The organism is Streptomyces sp. CA-106110 (assembly GCF_050936285.1).
Lineage (GTDB): Bacteria > Actinomycetota > Actinomycetes > Streptomycetales > Streptomycetaceae > Streptomyces.
In genome coordinates, this window is sequence record NZ_JBNJNB010000001.1 from 4,697,212 (window position 1) to 4,717,035 (window position 19,824).

Below are 19,824 nucleotides of genomic sequence, written 5' to 3' on the forward strand. Positions count from 1 at the left end.
TCGGGGACGTCGATCGGCTCGCGACCGCCGCTCGCGGCACCATCCGGCGTCTCGCCGTCGGCAGCCGGGTCCTGCGGGCGGGCCGACGTCTCAGCGGGCACCGCATCGGACGGTTCGCGTCCGTACGCGTCCGGGTCCGCGCCCACCCCGGCACCGTCGCGTACCCCGGACGTCCGCGCCTCGGATTCCCCCGGAGGGACCGCCCTGCCTTCGTTCATGCTCCCCCCACACCCGGCGCACGGCGGCGCCGGCGGTCGCCGCTGGATGGTCGACTCCGCGCCCCGGAAAGCTCCGCGTGCGCGGCCCGCCCTGGATTCAACCAGGTTCCCCGGCCGTCGCGCAGACGCCGGTTCAGCGGGCGGTGTGTGAAGAGGGTGTGGGAGATGCGGTGGCAGACGCGGCCGGCACCGGCGCGGTCGGCGCTCCGGGAGCCGTGATCCCCGAGGCCGCGGCCGACCAGGAGGTCAGCGTGACCGGCGCGGTGTCGGTGAGCGGGCGTATGAGCGGAGACATCGCGGCGGCTCCGGCGAGCACCGGAGCGGTCAGGGCACGCATCTCCGAGGTGTCCTGGACGCCCGGAGCGGCGATTCCGGGCAGCAGCGGGGCCGTGGCCTGGGTGGACGCACGAGGTACCAGGTTGAGCGCTCGCTGACCGAGCAGCGGTCCGACGGAACGCCGGCGCTGGGCCTCGGGCCCCGTGGTCCCGCCCGTACCGGGCGAGCGCGTCGGGGTCACATTGCTCCCGGCACCCGAACCACCGCGGGCATCGACGCTCGCGTCGGTGGCGGCACCCGTCGACACCCCGCCGAGCGCGATCGCGGCCAGCGACACGGCACCCGCCGCGGCGAAGGCGAAGCGCAGCCCGCGCGAGGCCGGCCGCTCGGCGTCCGGGCGGCCCACGTGATGGATCCGGAAGCCGCGGTCCTCGGAAAGGGCCCGGTTCTCGGAGGGCGCCAGCGCGGTGACGTGCGGCCCGGTGGGCACATACCGGAAGGATTCTCCGGGCACTCCGAACACACCGGGGCCGGAGGGCAGTCCGGTGGACGACGGGAGCCCCGCGCCGAAGCCGCCCCCGCCCAGCGGTGTGCCGTTGCCGTCGGAGTCGCCTCCCGCGGGCAGGCCCTGGAGCCGTGCCAGAAAGCTCTCGGAGGGCGGCGGCGGGGCCGCCTCCGCGAAGACGTTCTTCAGCCGGCGCTGTGCGTCGGCCTCGGCCTTGCATTTAGGGCATGTGGCCAGATGGGCCAGTACGCGCTCACGCGTGTCATGACCGAGCTCTCCGTCCACGAGGGCGGAGAGACGGTCTCCCAGATGCTGCTCTGCCGGTGTGGGACGACGGGTTCCACTCACGCGGTCGCGCCCCCTCCCCCCAACGCGGGCACGCGGGCCACAAAGGACCGGCGCTCGGCGCGGGCCTCGGGCGAGCGGTGCGCCAGGGCCTTGCGCAGCTGCGAGCGGCCGCGGTGGATCCGGGACCGGACCGTGCCGAGCTTGACGCCCAGAGTGGCGGCGATCTCCTCGTACGACAGTCCTTCGATGTCGCACAGGACGACGGCCGCGCGGAACTCGGGCGCGAGCGTGTCCAGGGCCTGCTGGACGTCCGCGTCGAAGTGCGCGTCGTGGAGGACCTGCTGCGGGGTCGGCTCGCGGCTGGCGAGCCGCTCGGCCGCGTCCTCGCCCAGCGCGTCGAAACGAATGCGCTGCTTGCGGCGGACCATGTCCAGGAAGAGGTTCGTGGTGATGCGGTGCAGCCAGCCCTCGAAGGTGCCGGGGGTGTACGTCGACAGGGAACGGAAGACCCGGACGAAGACTTCCTGGGTCAGATCCTCGGCGTCGTGCTGGTTTCCGGTCAGGCGGTACGCCAACCGGTAGACCCGGCCGCTGTGAGTGCTGACGATCTCCTCCCAGGTGGGCGGAGCCCACGCCTGCGCGTCCGCGTCGGTGGCGAACGTCGCGGTCTGCGCGGTGTCGGCAGCGTGGTGGGTGTCAGCGATCTCGGTCACGGATTTCGGCTCGCCGGACGACCTGAGAAGGCGCCGTAGCACTCCTCCCCGATCCACAGGCGCAGCCGCACCTCCCCTGTCGGCTCTGGTGGTGTCCAGTGGAGCCCCTACCATAGCCACCCCGCCCGTTAGCTCCGGATAAGCGGTTTTACGTGAATTTGATGTGAGGTGATGTGGCTGCGTCATCACTTGCTCGGCGTCCGGGTCCATCCGTTCCCCCCTCGTTCCCCCGCTTCTCTTTCCACTCTCCTAAACGCCCGGTCCCATCTGCGGGTTCCCGGGGCCAACGGATACAGTCACGCCCAGGCAATCACGGGGACAGGAGAGGGTCATTACCGGCAACCGGCAGACGAGCTGGGCGTTCGCCGACGCCTATGTCGCCGAGGACGACGCACTGCACTGGGCCCGCGACCGAGCCCGTGAAGCGGGGTTGCGCTCGGTGTCTCCCGGCGCGGGCGCCGCGCTGCGGATGCTCGCCGCCACCGTGGACGCCAAGGCGGTGGCGGAGATCGGGACCGGATGCGGCGTCTCCGGGATCCATCTGCTGCACGGCATGCGGCCGGACGGGGTGCTGACCACCGTGGACCCGGAACCGGAGCACCAGCAGTTCGCCCGCCAGGCCTTCAGGGCCTGTGGCTTCGCGAGCAACCGCGCCCGGTTCATCCCCGGCCGGGCCCTGGACGTTCTGCCCCGGCTCGCGGACGCGGGCTACGACCTCGTCTTCTGCGACGGCGACCGGCTCGAGGTCCTCGACTACCTCGCTGAATCGTTGCGCCTGCTGCGCCCCGGCGGGCTGGTCGTCTTCGAGGGTGTCTTCGCCAACGGCCGCACGGTGGACTCCGGGCCGCAGCCCACCGAGGTGCTGCGCCTGCGGGAACTGCTGCGGGCGGTGCGCGAGAGCCCGGACCTGATGCCCTCGCTGCTTCCGGTGGGCGACGGGCTGTTGTGCGGGGTCAAGCGCTGAGGCCGCGCACCGCAAAAGGGTGAGCACTCCGCTCCCCCCGGGCGGGCATTCCGGCCCTGGCAACGCGATGCCCCACCCCTGCAAAACAGCGACCCCGGCACCGCGTACGATGCCGGGGCTACCGAGAACTGGGGTCGCTTGCGCGTCAGCCGACGACCTTCTTGAGGGCGTCGCCAAGCGCGTCAGCCTCGTCAGGGGTCAGCTCGACGACGAGCCGACCGCCGCCTTCGAGCGGAACGCGCATGACGATGCCCCGCCCCTCCTTGGTCACCTCGAGCGGGCCGTCGCCCGTCCGCGGCTTCATGGCCGCCATGCTCGTTCCCCTTCCTGAAACCAGCTCACGTCAGCCGACGGCCCTTGAAGGGCACACGGTCCTTCACGGGACACGCGACACCGGCATCGAACACATTGCTTCCAAGCCATTATCCCGCATCTCAGGACCCGATGACCAACATGAGTCGGCATCGCTTGGGCAACACGCGCGAGCAAAACCACTCAATTCGGCGATGTGACTGTGATACTGCGCTCTTGCACGAACACCCGCCGTCCGGACCTGGCGGGCAATTCTTTGACGCAGGTCACACGTGCGCCTCGTTTCCCTGGCGGTGATCTCCGCCATGCTGTCTTCGACGCAGGACGTACCGACCGGTACGACGGAGCCGTGACATCAGAGGGGACCACCATGGCCGACACCGTGCTCTACGAAGTGAGCGACGGACTCGCGACGATCACGCTGAACCGTCCGGAGGCGATGAACGCGCTGAACATCGCGACCAAGGCCGCCCTGCGGGACGCGGCTCAAGAGGCGGCGGCCGACGAGGCCGTACGGGCGATCCTGCTGACCGCCGCCGGGGACCGGGCGTTCTGCGTGGGCCAGGACCTCAAGGAGCACATCGGCCTGCTCCAGGCCCAGGACGCGGGCTCCGGCACCGCGGTGATGAGCACCGTACGGGAGCACTACAACCCCATCGTCCGGGCGCTGACCGGAGCGCCTAAGCCGGTGGTCGCCGGCGTGAACGGGGTCGCGGCCGGAGCCGGCTTCGGATTCGCGCTCGCCGCGGACTACCGGATCGTCGCGGACACGGCGGCCTTCAACACATCGTTCGCCGGGGTGGCGCTCACCGCCGACTCCGGGACCTCCTGGACGCTGCCGCGCGTCATCGGTCCTTCCCGTGCCGCCGACCTGCTGCTCTTCCCGCGGAGCATCAGCGCCCAGCAGGCCTACGAGTGGGGGATCGCGAACCGCCTGGTCCCCGCCTCCGAGCTGCGTGCGGAGGCGGAGAAGGTGGCCCGGTCGCTGGCCGAGGGCCCGACGCTCGCGTACGCCGCGCTGAAGGAGTCCATCGCCTACGGGCTCTCCCACTCCCTCGACGAGGCTCTCGAGAAGGAGGACGAACTGCAGGGCCGCGCGGGCGCCTCACACGACCACGGCATCGCGGTGCAGGCGTTCGTCAACAAGGAGAAGCCGAAGTACGTGGGCCACTGAGGCGGCTTCGCGCCGCCCGGGTCAGCTGCTCCGGGCGGCGCAGTCGGCCAGGTGGTCGTCCACCAGCCCGCACGCCTGCATCAGCGCGTACGCCGTCGTCGGGCCGACGAACCGTATGCCGCGCTTCTTGAGGGCCTTGGACAGGGCCGTCGACTCGGCGGTGACGGCGGGCACGTCGCCGAGGGACATCGGCGCCGGGCGCGAGGCCCCGTCGGGCGCGTACGACCAGATCATTTCGTCCAGCTCGCCCGGCGCCCAGTCGGCCAGCACGCGCGCGTTGGCGAGCGTCGCCTCGATCTTGGCGCGATTGCGGATGATGCCGGAGTCGGCGAGCAGACGCTCCTGGTCTGCCTCCGTGAAGGCGGCCACCTTGGCGATCCGGAAGTCGGCGAAGGCTGACCGGAAACCTTCGCGGCGGCGCAGAATCGTGATCCACGACAGACCGGACTGGAAGGCCTCGAGGCACAGCCGCTCGTACAGCGCGTCGTCCCCGTGGACCGGGCGGCCCCACTCCTCGTCGTGGTACGCCACGTAGTCCTCGGCGGACAGGGCCCACGGGCAGCGCAGCACACCGTCCGGCCCGGCCACGGCGGCGCCGCTCATCGGTGGTCCCCCTCGCCCCGCTCCTCGGTGGCGGCTCTGGACGCGCGGGCACCGGCGAGCGCGGACTCCAGGTCGGCGATGCGGGCGTCCCGTTCGGCGATCTCGGCGCCGAGGCGGCCGAGCGCGTCGTCCACGTCCGCCATGCGGTAACCGCGCAGGGCGAGCGGAAAACGCAGGGCCTCCACGTCCGCGTGGCCGACCGGGCGGTCCGGCGGCAGCGGGTCCTCGAGCCGCTCGGGCGCCGCCTCCGGCAGGGGTGCGCTCTCGCCGCCGCCCACCACGGCCAGTGTCACCGCGGCCACCACGACGGCGAGCGCGACGACCAGGAACAGGAACATGAGCATCAGTGAGGTCCCCACGCTCGGTGCCGGCGCGCGGTGCGCCGGCGCGAAGTGCCGATGTCGATTGTGTCTCGGTCAGATCGTGCCATGCCAGGCTGACGATTAAGGTCGCAGGCGACCGAGGAACGGGACGTACTGGGAGAGGTCACAGGAGATGCTCAGGCTGGGCAGGCGGGAATTCGGCGCACACGAGCCGGTGATCATGGCGATCGTGAACCGGACCCCCGACTCCTTCTACGACCAGGGGGCCACGTTCCACGACGAGCCCGCCCTGGCGCGCGTGGAGCAGGCGGTCGCCCAGGGCGCCGAGATCGTCGACATCGGCGGGGTCAAGGCCGGACCGGGAGAAGAGGTCACGGCCGAGGAGGAGGCGCGGCGGACGGTCGGTTTCGTCGCCGAGGTACGGCGGCGCTTCCCGGATCTGGTGATCAGCGTGGACACCTGGCGCCACGAGGTCGGCGAGGCGGTGTGCGAGGCGGGCGCGGATCTGCTGAACGACGCGTGGGGCGGGGTCGATCCACGGCTCGCGGAGGTCGCGGCACGGTACCGGGTGGGGCTGGTGTGCACCCACGCCGGAGGTGCGCAGCCGCGGACGCGTCCGCACCGGGTGACGTACGACGACGTGATGACGGACATCCTGAAGGTGACCCTGGGGCTGGCGGAGCGGGCGGTGGCGCTCGGCGTACCGCGCGAGTCGGTCCTGATCGACCCGGGCCATGACTTCGGGAAGAACACGCGGCACAGCCTGGAGGCGACGCGGCGGCTGGACGAGATGGTCGCGACGGGATGGCCGGTACTGGTGTCGCTGTCCAACAAGGACTTCGTGGGCGAGACGCTGGACAAGCCGGTGAAGGAACGGGTGCTGGGGACCCTGGCGACGACGGCCGTGTCGGCGTGGCTGGGAGCGCAGGTGTACCGGGTGCACGAGGTGGCGGAGACGCGCGAGGTCCTGAACATGGTGGCGTCGATCGCGGGCCATCGCCCGCCGGCGGTCGCCCGCCGCGGTCTGGCGTAGCCCCGCCGGGTGCCGGGGGCCTGGTCCCGCCGGCCCGCCCGTCGCGGGGCTCCCCCCGGCCACCGCGTCCACCGGGACCTAGCGGCCCGCCTCCTTGGAGACCAGCTCGACGGCCTCGTCCACGTCGTCCGTCAGGTGGAACAGGAGCAGGTCCTTCTGCGAGGCCTTGCCCTGGGCCACCAGGGTGTTCGTCAGCCAGTCCACCAGACCGCCCCAGTACGCCTTGCCGTAGAGGACGATCGGGAAGCGCGTCACCTTCTGGGTCTGGACCAGGGTCAGGGCCTCGAAGAACTCGTCCAGCGTGCCGAGGCCGCCCGGCAGCACCACGAACCCCTGCGCGTACTTCACGAACATCATCTTGCGCACGAAGAAGTAGCGGAAGTTCAGGCCGATGTCGACGTACGGGTTCAGCCCCTGCTCGAAGGGCAGCTCGATGCCGAGGCCGACCGAGACGCCCTTCGCCTCGCAGGCGCCCTTGTTCGCCGCCTCCATCGCGCCCGGGCCACCGCCGGTGATCACCGCCCAGCCCGCCCGCACCAGTCCCCGTCCGAGCCGGACTCCGGCCTCGTACTCGGCCGAGTCCACCGGTGTCCGGGCCGAGCCGAACACGCTGATCGCGGGCGGGAGTTCGGCCAGGGTACCGAAGCCCTCGACGAACTCCGACTGGATCCGGAGGACCCGCCAGGGGTCGGTGTGCACCCAGTCGGTGGGAGCGCGCTCGTCCAACAGCCGCTGGTCCGTGGTGCTCGTCTTCACCTGGTCCCGCCGGCGCAGCACCGGACCGAGCCGCTGCTCGTCCGGCGGCACCTTCTTCCCCTCGGGGTTGCCAGTAGGCATGTGCGCTCCCTCCGCTCGGGGGTGGTTCCTCCCCAGCGTAGATCCACGCTGGTTAAGGACAGGGGACGTGTGCATGTCCGCCATGGGCCGCGGTCCCCACATTCGCAGCAGGTCAGGACGTCAGCCAGGCCCTCAGGCGCTCCTCGCCGGCGAGGATCTTCGCCGTCTCCACGCGCTCGTCCCGCTTGTGCGCCAAGTGCGGGTTGCCCGGGCCGTAGTTGACGGCCGGGACGCCGAGCGCGCTGAAACGGGAGACGTCCGTCCAGCCGTACTTGGGCTGCGGGGTGCCGCCCACGGCTTCGATGAACGCCGCGGCGGCCGGGTGCGAGAGGCCGGGAAGCGCCCCGCCGCTGTGGTCGACCACGACGAACTCGTCGATCCCGCAGTCCGCGAAGACCTCGCGGACATGGGCGACCGCCTCCTCCTCGGTGCGGTCCGGGGCGTAACGGAAGTTGACCGTGACCACGCACTCGTCGGGGATCACGTTCCCCGCCACCCCGCCCGAGACGCCGACCGCGTTCAGGCCCTCCCGGTACTCCAGGCCGTCGATCACCGGGTACCGCGGCTCGTACGCGGCCAGGCGGGCCAGGATCGGGGCCGCCGCGTGGATCGCGTTCGCGCCCATCCAGCTGCGCGCCGAGTGCGCCCGCTCGCCCCTCGTCTTCAGCAGCACCCGCAGCGTGCCCTGGCAACCGCCCTCGACCTGGCCGTCGGAGGGCTCCAGCAGCACCGCGAAGTCGCCCTCCAGCCAGTCGGGATGGGTCTTGGCCACATGTCCCAGACCGTTCAGGTGGGCGTCGACCTCTTCGTTGTCGTAGAAGACGAACGTGAGGTCGCGGTTGGGCTCCGGGACCGTCGCCGCGATACGGAGCTGAACGGCGACGCCCGACTTCATGTCGCAGGTGCCACACCCCCACAGCACACCGTCCGCGTCCAGGCGGGAGGGCACGTTGTCCGCGATCGGGACCGTGTCGATGTGTCCCGCCAGGATGACGCGCTCCGGCCGCCCCAGGCCCGTCCGCGCCACGACGTTGTTGCCGTACCGCTCGACCGCCAGGTGCGGCAGGGCGCGCAGTGCGCTTTCGATCGCGTCCGCGAGGGGCTTCTCAGCGCCGCTCTCGGAGGGGAAGTCGACGAGCTGCGCGGTCAGCCGCGCGGCGTCCAGCGTGAGGTCAAGGGGGGTATCGGCCATGATGTCGACCCTAGCGCGCCGGACCGCGCCCGCTGCCCCACGAGTTGTCCACAACCTCGGGCGGCGTCCCGAGACGCCTCCAGTACCTTGTACGCGTGCCAGAGCCGTCCCCCAACCTCAAGCGTCGCGGCCGCCTTCTCCGTTTCGGGGCGGCTTTCGTGGCCCTGCTCGCCGTCGCGGGCTATCTCGTCGTCCAGTACCTCACCGGCTCCGCCGCGCCCAGATGCACGGTCGTCTCGGGCGAGACCGACGGAACGTCGTACGACTTCACCCCGGAGCAGGCGGTCAACGCGGCGACGATCTCCGCCGTCGGCACCACGCGCGGCCTGCCCGAGCGGGCGGTGACCATCGCGCTCGCGACCGCGCTCCAGGAGTCGGGCCTGCGCAATATCGAGCACGGCGACCGGGACTCGCTCGGCCTGTTCCAGCAGCGCCCGTCACAGGGCTGGGGCAGCCGGGACCAGATCATGGACCCGACGTACGCGGCGGGCGTCTTCTACCAGCACCTGGCCAAGGTGCCCGACTACAAGGAGCTGCCGCTGACCGTCGCCGCGCAGCGTGTGCAGCGCAGCGGCTATCCGGAGGCGTACGCGAAGCACGAGCCGGACGCCAGGCTGCTCGCCGACGCGCTCACCGGCAGGTCGCCCGCCACGCTCACCTGCCAGGGACGCCCGGCGCCGACGGCGGCCGGTGGCCCGGACGCGGTACGGGCCGCGCTGGTAAGGGACTTCGGGCGCGATGTGCTCCAGACGGCCGGTGCGGAGGTGGGCGCCCACCGGCTCTCGGCCTCCCCCACCGTGACCGCGAAGACGGCCGGCAACGCGGTGACGGTCCCGGTGCCCCGGAAGTCCACCGCCTCGGGCACCGTCCGCCAGCGCGGCTGGGAGCTGGCGCACTGGGCCGTGGCCAACTCGTCGGCGCTGCACATCGCCCGCGTCTCCTTCGACGGCCGTGAGTGGTCGCGCGGAGGCTTCGCGAACGAGTGGCGTACGGCGGGTGGGTCGGACGCCAAGTCTGCGGCCGCCGAAGTCCGTATCGTCACCGGCGAGTAGATCGGGCAGCAGTACGGGTTCTCACCCCTCCGAGTTGTGCGCGGCGCGCCTCGTCGACGAGGCGCGCCACCTTTTTCACGCATCCCCCTGCAGACCCCGAAATCCTTGAGAACAAAGGGCTGCAGGGATTCGGGGGGCTTTCCGGCGGGATGCCGTTTGCCCGATTTCATCCCCAGCCGATAATGCGACGCATTGCCAACTCTTTACATGGGCGCACCGCAACCTTCGCGGGCTTCGAGCGGTAGTCACTGCGTCCGAGCCCGGAATGATCAACTGCCGGACAGAGCCGGGCACTTCACCGTTCTCTCCCGTCTAAGGAGCACCATGTCCCTCCCCCTGACCCGCCGGATCGCCCGTGCCGCGCTGCTGATCGCAGCGGGGGCGGCGCCCGTGGTCGGTGCGGCCGGCTCCGCCAGCGCGGCGACGACCGATCTGCCGGCCACCCCGAACCTCGCCGGGCTGACCGCCCTGGACAACGCACAGGTCGGCACCACCGTCGACAGCGCGACCCAGAAGGTCTCCGGGCTCGCGGGTGACGCCGGTGGCCAGGCGGTCCAGGCCGGCGGCAAGGCGGTCAAGCAGGCCGTCCCGGCCGCGAACAACGCCGGCGGCAGGCTCGTCGGAACCGCGGCGCCGATGGCGCAGAAGGCGGCCGGGGACGCGGCAGGGCAGGCCGGCGGTCTGCTCGGCGGTGCCGCCAAGACCGGACTGCCGGGCCGGCAGCTGCCGGTGCAGGGTCTGCCGCTGGGTGGCTGAGTGGCACAGCGCTACGACGGAGGGGTACAGGGAGCCGCCCTGGGCCCCTCCTGCTCGTATCGCGGCCTTAGAGCCGCTCCACCGCTGCCGCGACGCGCTCGTCCGTCGCCGTGAGGGCCACTCGTACGAACGCCTCGCCCGCGGGGCCGTAGAAGTCCCCCGGGGCGACCAGGATCCCCAGGTCGGCGAGGTGGGCGACCGTGTCCCAGCAGGACTCGTCGCGGGTCGCCCACAGATACAGGCTCGCTTCGCTGTGCTCGATGCGGAAGCCGTGCTTCAGGAGGGCGTCCCGCAGGACCGTGCGGCGGGCCGCGTAGCGCTCACGCTGCTCGCGGACATGCGTGTCGTCGCCCAGCGCGGCCACGACCGCGGCCTGGGTCGGCGCCGAGGTCATCATGCCGCCGTGCTTGCGGATCTCCAGGAGGGGGCCCAGCACCGCCGGGTCGCCCGCGAGGAACGCCGCCCGGTAGCCCGCCAGGTTCGACCGCTTGGACAGGGAGTGGACCGCGACGATGCCCTCGTACGACCCCTGGCAGACGTCCGGGTGCAGGACCGAGACCGGGTCGGCGTCCCAGCCCAGCTCGAGGTAGCACTCGTCGGAGAAGACCAGGACGCCGTGCTCACGCGCCCAGGCCACGATCCGGGTGAGCTCCTCCTTGGCCAGCACCCTGCCCGTCGGGTTCGACGGCGAGTTGAGCCAGAGCAGCTTCAGGTTCGCGGGGTCCAGCTCGGTCGGGTCGTCGTAGGCCACGTGGTCCGCGCGGGCCAGGCGCGCGCCGACCTCGTAGGTCGGGTAGGCCAGGCGCGGGTAGGCGACCGTGTCGCCGGGGCCGAGGCCGAGCTGGGTCGGGAACCAGGCCACGAGCTCCTTGGAGCCGACGATGGGCAGGACATGGCGGTGGGTGACGTCACGGGCGCCGAGGCGGCGCTCCAGCCAGCCCGTGATCGCGTCCCGCAGCTCGGGCGTGCCCCAGACCGTCGGATAGCCCGGGGAGTCCGCCGCCGCGACAAGCGCTTTCTGGATCAGCTCGGGGACCGGGTCGACCGGGGTGCCGACGGACAGGTCGACGATTCCGCCCGGGTGCGCGGCGGCCGTCTTCTTGTACGGCTCGAGCTTGTCCCAGGGGAAGACCGGAAGGCGGTCGGATACTGCGGACACGGGGATCGGGCTCACTTTCTGGGTACGACGGGCGCCCCCTACGAGCGTACGGGCGCCAAACGCCACGGTCCCGTGCGGCGCGAGCGCCGTACGGGACCGAGACGGCACCGGCTCATCGGCTTCCGGGCCGCTGAAGCCGGTTGTGCGGGCCGCTTACTGGTTCATCGGGGGCAGCGCCGCGATGAAGGGGTGATCGCGCTCGATCAGCCCCAGCTTGCTGGCGCCACCGGGCGAGCCGAGCTCGTCGAAGAACTCGACGTTCGCCTTGTAGTAGTCCTTCCACTCCTCGGGCGTGTCATCCTCGTAGAAGATCGCCTCGACCGGGCACACCGGCTCGCAGGCTCCACAGTCGACGCATTCGTCCGGGTGGATGTACAAGGACCGCTGGCCCTCGTAGATGCAGTCGACCGGGCACTCCTCGATGCACGCCTTGTCCTTGACGTCGACACAAGGCTCTGCGATGACGTAGGTCACGCTGTCGTTCCTCCTCGGTAGGGCGCTGGCGGGCCTCCTCAGGCTCCGCCGCCTGGCGCGCGGGAGCGCGGCGTCGTCGATGCCCGCACCTAGTATCTCCGTTCCTGGGCATGATCCGAACAGGAGGGGTGAACTGACCTGTGGAAATCTCTGCGGGCGGACGACTCGTGGTCCGTATCACCACTGCTGACGTGGGGAAACGCGTCTCCGTACGGCGGTGGAGCGAACATGCCACCGAGGGTGAGAAGTTCACCGACACGGTCGGAGTTCTCACATCATGGGACAAGGGTGTGCTGCTGATCACGCAACGCGACGGAAAGACCGTCCGGATCACGGAGTCCTCCCTGGTCGCGGGCAAGGTGGTGCCCCCGGCCCGGGTCCGCCGTACGGGCCCGGCGACGTCGTACGAGGAGCTCGCGCGGATCTCCGCCCGGGCCTGGCAGCCGGTCGAACGGGAGCGCCTCGGTGACTGGGAGCTGCGCGCCGCCGCCGGATTCACGCGCCGGGCCAATTCGGTGCTGCCGCTCGGTGACCCCGGGCTGCCGCTGGACGAGGCCCTGACGGCCGTGCGGAGCTGGTACGCGGCCCGCGGCCTGCCCGCGTACCTGCAGACGGCGACGGGGGCGGAGGGCACCCAGGAACTGCTGTGCGCGGAACTGGAGGCCCGGGGGTGGACGCGGGAGGTGACCGCGGAGGTGTGGACCGGTGCCCTGGCGCCCGTGGCGGACCGTGAGGCCCCCGGGGTGGTGCTCTCGCGCACGGCCGACGAGACGTGGCTCGCCCGCTATCAGCGCAAGGGTCTCGGCGAGGTGGCCCTGAAGGTGCTGGGCAGCGGGCCCTCGGTCTGGTTCGCGACGGTACCGGGGCCGGAGGGTGCGCCTCCGGCGGCGATCGGGCGGTGCGTGGTGGACGGCCGGTGGGCCGGCTTCGGGGCGGTGGAGGTCGACCCGGACCTGCGTCGCCGGGGACTGGCCACGGCCGTGATGGCCGCGCTGGCCCGGCAGGCCCTCGACGAGGGCGCCTCGGCGGCGTGGCTCCAGGTGGAGAGGGATAACGCGGGCGCCCGGGCCCTGTACGCACGACTGGGCTTCGGGGCGCATCATGCTTATCACCACTACCGGGAGCCGGAGGGCTCCCGCGGTCCGGACGCGGGCGGCCCGGCGGTCGCGCGGTCCGGTCCGGTGGGGTGAGAGGTTTCGAGGCCGTCATGCAATCCCCCTATCCCCCGGAGCCGGAACGGGCCGCCGAGGTGCGTCGGCGGTTCGGCGAGGAGGCCCGCTGCGCGCAGCCCGATCTCACGACCCTCTGCCTGCTCGTGGGAGCCGCCGCGGACGGAGCGCTGGACGAGGCGGGGATGGACGGCGCGCAGATGGAGCTGGACCGGCTGGCCGGACAGCTCCCGTTCGGGCCGGGCGGCCCCCGTTCCTGGGCCGTCGCGCTCGCCGACCTCCTCGGGGCGCGCTACGGCTTCCACGGCACGCTCGCCGACTACGAGCGGCTGCAGTCCTCGCTGCTGCACGAGGTGCTGCGGCGGCGACAGGGGCTGCCGATCCTGCTCTCGGTGGTGTGGATCGAGGTGGCCCGGCGGGCCGGTGCGCCGGTGTACGGGGTCGCGCTGCCCGGGCACTTCGTCGTCGGGTTCGGGACGCAGGAGGACCAGGTGCTGGCCGACCCCTTCGACGGGGGGCGGGTGCTGACCGGCAGCGACGCCGAGATGCTGGTCGCCGGGGCCACGGGAGCGCCGCTCGACCCGTCGATGCTGGCGCCGGCGGATTCGCTGGACGTCGTGCTGCGGGTGCTGAACAACATCCGCGCGTGGGCCGCCGCCCGGCCCGAGCGGTCCGATGTGGCCCTGTGGGCGGTCGAGTTGTCGTTGCTGCTCCCCGCGCATCCGGCCCGGCTGCGCTACGAGCGCGCGCAGCTGCTGGTCCAGCGGGGCGACTTCGTACAGGGGGCTGTGGAGCTCGACGCCTACGCGGACCTGGTGTCCGCCGTCGACGAAACGGCCGCCGATCAGGTACGGGGGCAGGCCAGGGCAGCCCGGGCAAGGCTGAACTGAGGCCTCCCCGCTCCTTCGGGATCGCACGCGGGCCAGGCGGCTACAGCCAGCCCTTCTCCCGTGCGATCCGGACGGCCTCCGCCCTGTTGCGAACCGCCAGTTTCTGGATGGCCGTGGAGAGGTAGTTGCGGACCGTGCCCTGGGACAGGTGCAGGGCCGCGGCCAGCTCCGCGTTGGTGGAGCCGTCCGCCGCCGCGCGCAGGACGTCGCGTTCGCGGTCGGTCAGCGGGTTGGCGCCGTCGGCCAGGGCGGCCGCGGCCAGCGTGGGGTCGATGACGCGCTCGCCGGCGAGCACCTTCCGCACCGCCTCGGCGAGTTGGGCCGCGGGCGCGTCCTTCACCAGGAAGGCGTCGGCGCCCGCCTCCATCGCCGAGCGCAGATAGCCGGGACGCCCGAAGGTGGTGAGGACGACCACCTTGAGGGCCGGAAGCTCCCGCTGGAGCCCGGCCGCCGCCTCGATCCCGGTCGCACCGGGCATCTCGATGTCCAGGAGCGCCACGTCCACGTCGTGGGCGCGCGCCGCCGCCAGCACCTCGTCGCCGCGGGCGACCTGGGCGACGACCTCGATGTCCTCCTCCAGACCCAGCAGGGCGGCCAGCGCCTCCCGGACCATCGACTGGTCCTCGGCGAGCAGGACCTTGATCGTGCGGCTCATGCCCCGGATCCTACGGCCTGGCACCGCCCACGGGCACGCGCGCGACCAGCCGGAAGCCGTGCTTCGCGCGGCCCGCCTCCAGCGTCCCGCCGGCCTTCTCCAGCCGCTCGGTCAGACCGGTCAGGCCGTTGCCCGGGCCCTTGCCCGAGCCGCCGGAGCCGTCGTCGTCCACGGAGAGCTCCAGTACCTGCCCGTCCAGGGTCTGCCGTCTGAGCACCTCCACCGTGCAGCGCGCCGCGCCGCTGTGCCGCACGACGTTGGTGACCGCCTCGCGCAGCGCCCAGGCGAGGGCGGACTCGCTGTCCTGGGCGACACCCGAGAGGTCGGGCTCCGCGGGTACGTCTGCGGTGACCGCAGCCGCCGTCAAGGCGACCTGCGCTCCCGCGAGTTCGGCGGCCAGGCGCGGACGCCGGTAGCCCGCGACCGCCTCGCGCACATCGACGAGGGCCTGGCGGCTGACCTGTTCGATGTCGGCGACCTGCTGGGCCGCCTTGTCGGGGTGGTCGGGGAGCATACGGCCGGCGAGCTCGCTCTTCAGGGTGATCAGCGACAGCGAGTGCCCGAGCAGGTCGTGCAGATCGCGGGCCAGACGCAGCCGCTCCTCGTTGGCCGCGAGCTGGGCGACGGTGGCCCGCGCCTTGCGCAACTCGATCGTCGTGCGCACCAGCTGGCCGACGCCTGTCATCGCGAACCCGATGAGCAACACCAGGAGGATCATGTTCCACGCGTGCTTCTCGCCGATATGCAGTCCGACGAGCAGCATCTCGGCGGTCGTCGCCGGGATCGCCCAGTAGGCCATGCGAAGCGGCAGGGCCGCCCCGCAGGCGACGGAGACGTAGACGAAGAGGCCGATCCAGGCCGAGCCGAGTGTGAAGCAGAGCAGGGCGGCGAGCGCGGCGAGAAGGACGATGAGGATGCTGACGTACGTCCCGGAGAACGGCCGACCCATGTTGCGGAAGACCAGCGTGAGATAGACCCCGACGAAGGCCGCGAGGCCCAGCCAGCCGGCCACGGTGCCGCCGGTGGTGTGGTTGCCGGAGGCGAGGTCGTGGACCGGCGAGCTGAGGAAGACCAGCCAGACACCGATCCACAGCGTCTTGCGCAGCAGCTCAGGCCGGTTGCGGGGCGGCTGACTCAGGCGTATCAGCCGCTCCGACCGGACCTCGTCGGACCGCAGGTCGTCCGTCATGGCGCTCACGCCTTCAAGGTGTCCTTCCGGTACAGCCAGGCCGCGCCGCCCGCGAACAGGGCGAAGAAGGCGACGAGGATGGCGATGTCCTGTGCGTGCGGGGCCCGGCTCTCCTCGATGGCCTGCCCCAGAGCAGCGTACGCGTGGGTGGGCAGCCACTTGGCGATGTCCTGCAGCCACTGCGGGAAGGTGGTCGCGGGCATCCACAGGCCGCCCAGCAGCGACAGCCCGAAGTAGATGATCATCGTGATCGGGCGGACCGCGTCCCCGCTGGCGAGATAGCCGATGGCCACGCCGAGGGCGGCGAAGACGAGGCTGCCGGCCCAGATCGCGCCGGTGAGGGCGAGCCACTGCCAGGCCTCGAGGCGGACGTGCTTCACGGCCGAGGCGACCACGAAGACGATCACGATGGACGGCAGGCTGACGACGGCCGCACTGGCGGTCTTGGCGAGGACGTAGCCGCGCCCCGGGAGGGGGGTCAGCCGCAGCTGCCGGACCCAGCCGCTCTCGCGCTCCTTGGCGATGCGCTCGCTGTTGCCCATCAGGACGGCGGTCAGTGCGCCGAAGGACGCCATCGAGACCATCATGTAGGTCGGGATCGTCAGGCCGGTGCCGTCGACCTTGGTCACGCTGTCGGCCTTGCCCGCGATGAGCAGGAAGAGGAGCGACGGGTACAGCACGGAGAAGAACAGGAACTTGCGGTTGCGCAGGGCCCTGGCCAGTTCCAGCTTGATCAGGCTGCTCACGACTGCTTGGCCTCCTCGGCCTCGGTGATGGCGACGAATGCCTGCTCGAGCCCGAGCCCGGCCACTTCGAGATTGCGGGGGTAGACACCGAGGCCGTACAGGGCGTGGACGGTGGCGTCGGCGTCGGTGGACTGGATGCGGACCGTCTGCCCGGAGATGTCCATCACGGTGAGGAAGGGCAGCGCACGCAGCGGGGCCTCGTCGATCGAGCCCTCCAGATCGAAGGAGATACGGCGGGCACCGGCCTTCGCCTTGATCTCGGCGCCGGTCCCGTCGGCGAGGAGGCGCCCGCGGTGCAGGACGAGCACCCGGTCGGCGATCGCGTCGGCCTCTTCGAGGTAGTGCGTGGCGAACAGGACCGTACGCCCCTCGTCCGCCTGTTCCCGCATGGTGGCCCAGAACGCCTGGCGGGCGGAGACGTCCATGCCGGTGGTCGGCTCGTCCAGGACGATGAGGTCGCTGTCGCCCGCGGTGGCGAGGGCGAAGCGGACACGCTGGGCCTGGCCGCCGGAGAGCCTGTTGACCTTGCGGCCGGCGATCTGCGCGATGCCCGCGCGAGTGAGCACATCGTCGATCTTGTACGACTTCGGGTGCAGGTCGCAGGCGAGCTTGACCAGTTCGGCGACCGTGACCTCGTCCATCAGGCCGCCGCTCTGCAGCATGGCGCCCACGCGTCCGGCGACTATGGCTTCGCGCGGACCGGTCCCGAACACGCGGACCGTGCCGCTGTCCGCCTGCTTGAGCCCGAGGAGCAGGTCGAGAGTGGTGGACTTGCCCGCGCCGTTGGGCCCCAGGAGGGCCACCGTCTCGCCCGGGTGCAGGTCGAGCGTCAGACCGTCGACGGCCCGGACGCTCCCGTAGGCCTTGGTCACCTGGTCGAACGCGACCACCGTTGTGGTGACCGCAGTTGTCGTCGTCATGACCCCATCGTCGCCGCGCGGTGGTGCCGCGGAGCAGTGCCAGGTGTCGTGACTCCCACATGACAGATGTCATATGGCCGGCACGACGACGGGGGTGCCCGCTCCCGGCGGCCACCCCCGTGTCGTCCGGATCAGCTGGGGTTCGTGTCGATCGTCGCGATACGGGCCGCCGGCGACTTGCCGAGCAGCGCGGGCCGCAGCGCGCCGATCACGTCCTCCACCGTGACCGCCGTCTTCTGGCCGGTGGCGCGGGTGATGAGCACACCGTCGAAGGTGTTGCCGTACAGCCCTTGCAGCGCCGCCTTGTCGTATGTGTCGACGAGCTTGCCGTTGATGGCCTTCACCCCGATGAACTTCCACAGGGAGTTGCGGGGGCTGAAGGAGATCGTGTGGGCGGCGTCCGTGCGCACCGTCACGTTCTGGGACATCGCGGGCTGCGCGAACTCCTTCATCATCCGGTCGACCTCCGCGTTGGAGACCGTCGGCCGGCGCGTGGTCGTGGGCACCTTCACGGGCGTGCTCGCGCCGGTCTCCACCTCGGTGCGGTACGCCTGCTCGACGGCCGCGGTGGAAGCGGAGACGTCGACGCCCTCGCCCGCCTTTCCGTACACGGCGACGGCCTTGCCCGACTCGAACTTGACCGTGCCCTCGACCATCGAGCTGGCACCGCCCGCGGCGCGTTCCAGTTCGGCCTGCAGCTTCTCCTCGTCGACCGGCATCACGGGATCGATGACGCGCTCCTGCCCGAACAGGGAGCCGATCACCGACACCGGGTTGTAGTCGCTCTGTGCGGCGGCGGCGACGGTGGCCTTGCTGTCGAGCTGGAGGCCCGCTTGGTCCGGCCTGAGGGCGACCGTCTTGCCGTCCACCGACAGTTCGAGCGGCTTGCCGGTACGGCTGCCCAGGGCGGAGTCCAGCTTCTGGATCGCGTCGCCGCGCGTTCCGCCACCGATGTCGACACCGAGCACGGTGGTGCCCTTGGGCACGTCGGAGTGGTTCATCAGCAGTCCGGCGCCGTAGGCGACACCGCCGAGGAAGACCAGGCCGCCGATCAAGAGCGCCGGCTTGCTGCGGCCCTTCTTCCTGGCCGGCTTCGCGCTCTTGGAGTTCTGGCTCTTCGGCGGCTCGGGCAGCTTCGGTGCCGTGTGCTGCACGGGCCCGTCGGACTGCGTGCCCGGGAACGGGCCGTTCTGGGCGCCCGCGGGGACGACCGGGATGCCGCTGGTGACCGTGTGCCCGGAAATGTTGTCGCCGGGGCGGCCGTAGCCCTGGCCACCCGGAGCGGGGGCCGGCTTCTGCGGGGTGAGGATCGCGGTGTCGTCGCTGAGTCCGCCCCCGGGCCGGCCCTGGCCCGGGCCGGCGCCCGGCGCGCCCAGTGCCCCGGGGCCGTACGGGCTGCCCTGGCCTGCGCCGGGCGTCCCCGGGAGACCCCGTGCCGGCAGGCCGGGGCCGCCGGGTGTGGGACCCGCGGGAGGGATGGCAGGGCCGTCGCCGATGACCGGGCCGCCGGTGGGACCGGACGGGCCGTGCGGGCTCCCGTCCGTGAAGTACGGCAGATCGTCGCGGCTGGGCTCCACGCCGTCCTCGGGACCTATGACGGGCAACGAGGCGGTGGTGGCGGCCACGGCGTCGGAGACGTCGAAGGAGCCGGTTCCTCCGCCGTGCCCCGGCGCGACGGGTCCCGCGCCGGTGGCACCCGGAAGCCCCCTGCCGTTCGTCGCGCCCGGGCGTGCGCCCAGCGGGCCCGCGGCGCCCGTGCCCCCTGTGGGCCGTGCGCCCGTGGCGCCCGGCGCGCCGGAAGCACCAGGGTGCACGGCACCGGCGCCGTTCGCGCCGGGAGCACCCGGACGCGCTCCGCCCGCGCCGAATCCGCCGGGCACGTCGGACCCCTGTATGCCGGACCCTCCCGGCATACCCGCGCCGTCGGTCGAGCCGCCGCCCTGCGGGCCCTTGGCCGCCGAGGGCTTGCGGGGTGCGAACCAGTCGCTCGTCTTCTCCCCGGCCGGCGCCGGGGGCTCCGCGGTGCTGTCGAGGGCGCTCAGCGGGGTGACGGTGCTCGTCGGCTGCGGGTCGGCAGCCGCTTCGGCCGTCGTGTCGGCGGTGTCGGCGTCCGCGACGGGGGTGCGCACGACGACCGGCGGAATGGGCCGTGATCCGGGGATGTTGATCCGGATCCGGGTCGTCAGTGTGGTCTCGGTCTTTCGTTCCTCCGGCCGCGTGGCCGAACGGCTCGCGTCGACACCGTCCTCGGAAGCCATGGGGGTCCCGTACGGCGGCGTCCCGGACGGATACGCGGCTCCGCCACGCCCGTTGGATCCGGCGGACGAACTGTCAGTTTCACGACTCAAGGCAGGTTCTCCCGGTTGGCTCCACCGC

At 71.9% G+C, this 19,824-nt stretch carries 21 protein-coding genes; 7 read left to right on the forward strand and 14 right to left on the reverse strand.

What is annotated here, in order from left to right; translation table 11 throughout:
* Positions 1–351: 351 nt before the first annotated feature.
* Both ACQEXA_RS21580 and sigE read right to left on the reverse strand, forming a co-directional pair.
* Positions 352–1,347: an anti-sigma factor family protein gene (locus tag ACQEXA_RS21580; RefSeq protein WP_432932188.1), complete on the reverse strand. Its 996-nt coding sequence runs from the start codon at positions 1,345–1,347 to the stop codon at positions 352–354.
* A complete protein-coding gene (gene sigE, locus ACQEXA_RS21585; protein ID WP_432939528.1) occupies positions 1,344–2,114 on the reverse strand; it encodes an RNA polymerase sigma factor SigE in 771 nt (256 codons plus the stop codon). Before sigE ends, ACQEXA_RS21580 begins: the two co-directional genes overlap by 4 nt.
* A 151-nt stretch (positions 2,115–2,265) precedes the next feature.
* On the opposite strand from sigE, the gene ACQEXA_RS21590 reads away from it, so the two are divergent.
* The gene (locus ACQEXA_RS21590) at positions 2,266–2,964 is read left to right on the forward strand and encodes an O-methyltransferase (protein WP_359396768.1); all 699 of its coding nucleotides are present in this window, start codon (positions 2,266–2,268) and stop codon (positions 2,962–2,964) included.
* Positions 2,965–3,109: 145 nt separating this feature from the next.
* Here the strand turns inward: ACQEXA_RS21590 and ACQEXA_RS21595 are convergent, their stop codons facing one another.
* Entirely contained in the window at positions 3,110–3,277 is a 168-nt protein-coding gene (locus tag ACQEXA_RS21595) for a DUF3117 domain-containing protein (protein WP_003966491.1), read from the reverse strand.
* Positions 3,278–3,646: 369 nt separating this feature from the next.
* Between ACQEXA_RS21595 and ACQEXA_RS21600 the strand changes: the two genes are divergently transcribed.
* Complete coding sequence (locus tag ACQEXA_RS21600) at positions 3,647–4,450, forward strand: enoyl-CoA hydratase/isomerase family protein (protein ID WP_432939524.1); 804 nt, start codon at positions 3,647–3,649, stop codon at positions 4,448–4,450.
* 21 nt (positions 4,451–4,471) lie between these two features.
* Here the strand turns inward: ACQEXA_RS21600 and ACQEXA_RS21605 are convergent, their stop codons facing one another.
* Positions 4,472–5,053, reverse strand: a complete 582-nt coding sequence (locus ACQEXA_RS21605; protein ID WP_432932186.1) for a DNA-3-methyladenine glycosylase I — start codon at positions 5,051–5,053, stop codon at positions 4,472–4,474.
* A complete protein-coding gene (locus ACQEXA_RS21610; RefSeq protein WP_359396668.1) occupies positions 5,050–5,397 on the reverse strand; it encodes a DivIVA domain-containing protein in 348 nt (115 codons plus the stop codon). Before ACQEXA_RS21610 ends, ACQEXA_RS21605 begins: the two co-directional genes overlap by 4 nt.
* Before the next feature lie 151 nt (positions 5,398–5,548).
* Here ACQEXA_RS21610 and folP point away from each other — a divergent pair, with 151 nt between their 5' ends.
* A complete protein-coding gene (folP, locus tag ACQEXA_RS21615) occupies positions 5,549–6,409 on the forward strand; it encodes a dihydropteroate synthase (RefSeq protein ID WP_432932184.1) in 861 nt (286 codons plus the stop codon).
* A 78-nt stretch (positions 6,410–6,487) separates the two neighbouring features.
* Here the strand turns inward: folP and ACQEXA_RS21620 are convergent, their stop codons facing one another.
* Positions 6,488–7,246, reverse strand: coding sequence for a TIGR00730 family Rossman fold protein (locus ACQEXA_RS21620; protein WP_359396673.1), 759 nt, complete (start codon positions 7,244–7,246; stop codon positions 6,488–6,490).
* Between the two features lie 112 nt (positions 7,247–7,358).
* Entirely contained in the window at positions 7,359–8,438 is a 1,080-nt protein-coding gene (gene dapE / locus ACQEXA_RS21625) for a succinyl-diaminopimelate desuccinylase (protein WP_432932182.1), read from the reverse strand.
* Between the two features lie 95 nt (positions 8,439–8,533).
* On the opposite strand from dapE, the gene ACQEXA_RS21630 reads away from it, so the two are divergent.
* Both ACQEXA_RS21630 and ACQEXA_RS21635 read left to right on the forward strand, forming a co-directional pair.
* Entirely contained in the window at positions 8,534–9,490 is a 957-nt protein-coding gene (locus tag ACQEXA_RS21630; protein WP_432932180.1) for a heavy metal transporter, read from the forward strand.
* A gap of 324 nt (positions 9,491–9,814) precedes the next feature.
* Entirely contained in the window at positions 9,815–10,246 is a 432-nt protein-coding gene (locus tag ACQEXA_RS21635) for an ATP-binding protein (RefSeq protein ID WP_432932178.1), read from the forward strand.
* A 67-nt stretch (positions 10,247–10,313) separates the two neighbouring features.
* Here the strand turns inward: ACQEXA_RS21635 and ACQEXA_RS21640 are convergent, their stop codons facing one another.
* The gene (locus ACQEXA_RS21640) at positions 10,314–11,405 is read right to left on the reverse strand and encodes a bifunctional succinyldiaminopimelate transaminase/glutamate-prephenate aminotransferase (RefSeq protein ID WP_432932176.1); all 1,092 of its coding nucleotides are present in this window, start codon (positions 11,403–11,405) and stop codon (positions 10,314–10,316) included.
* A 153-nt stretch (positions 11,406–11,558) separates the two neighbouring features.
* The gene (fdxA, locus tag ACQEXA_RS21645) at positions 11,559–11,879 is read right to left on the reverse strand and encodes a ferredoxin (RefSeq protein WP_043443616.1); all 321 of its coding nucleotides are present in this window, start codon (positions 11,877–11,879) and stop codon (positions 11,559–11,561) included.
* A 140-nt stretch (positions 11,880–12,019) separates the two neighbouring features.
* On the opposite strand from fdxA, the gene ACQEXA_RS21650 reads away from it, so the two are divergent.
* Both ACQEXA_RS21650 and ACQEXA_RS21655 read left to right on the forward strand, forming a co-directional pair.
* Positions 12,020–13,069, forward strand: coding sequence for a GNAT family N-acetyltransferase (locus tag ACQEXA_RS21650; protein ID WP_432932174.1), 1,050 nt, complete (start codon positions 12,020–12,022; stop codon positions 13,067–13,069).
* A gap of 17 nt (positions 13,070–13,086) precedes the next feature.
* Positions 13,087–13,938: a transglutaminase-like domain-containing protein gene (locus ACQEXA_RS21655; RefSeq protein WP_432932172.1), complete on the forward strand. Its 852-nt coding sequence runs from the start codon at positions 13,087–13,089 to the stop codon at positions 13,936–13,938.
* A gap of 40 nt (positions 13,939–13,978) precedes the next feature.
* On the opposite strand, the gene ACQEXA_RS21660 is transcribed toward ACQEXA_RS21655, so the two are convergent.
* The 5 genes from ACQEXA_RS21660 to ACQEXA_RS21680 all read right to left on the reverse strand — a co-directional run bounded on the left by ACQEXA_RS21660 (position 13,979) and on the right by ACQEXA_RS21680 (position 19,796).
* Positions 13,979–14,593 (reverse strand): response regulator transcription factor, encoded by a 615-nt coding sequence (locus ACQEXA_RS21660; RefSeq protein ID WP_359396688.1) that lies wholly within the window; start codon positions 14,591–14,593, stop codon positions 13,979–13,981.
* A gap of 10 nt (positions 14,594–14,603) precedes the next feature.
* Complete coding sequence (locus tag ACQEXA_RS21665; RefSeq protein ID WP_432932170.1) at positions 14,604–15,791, reverse strand: sensor histidine kinase; 1,188 nt, start codon at positions 15,789–15,791, stop codon at positions 14,604–14,606.
* Complete coding sequence (locus ACQEXA_RS21670) at positions 15,788–16,528, reverse strand: ABC transporter permease (protein WP_360998708.1); 741 nt, start codon at positions 16,526–16,528, stop codon at positions 15,788–15,790. Before ACQEXA_RS21670 ends, ACQEXA_RS21665 begins: the two co-directional genes overlap by 4 nt.
* Entirely contained in the window at positions 16,525–17,448 is a 924-nt protein-coding gene (locus ACQEXA_RS21675; RefSeq protein WP_432932168.1) for an ABC transporter ATP-binding protein, read from the reverse strand. Before ACQEXA_RS21675 ends, ACQEXA_RS21670 begins: the two co-directional genes overlap by 4 nt.
* Positions 17,449–17,579: 131 nt before the next feature.
* Positions 17,580–19,796 (reverse strand): hypothetical protein, encoded by a 2,217-nt coding sequence (locus ACQEXA_RS21680; RefSeq protein WP_432932166.1) that lies wholly within the window; start codon positions 19,794–19,796, stop codon positions 17,580–17,582.
* Positions 19,797–19,824 lie beyond the last annotated feature (28 nt).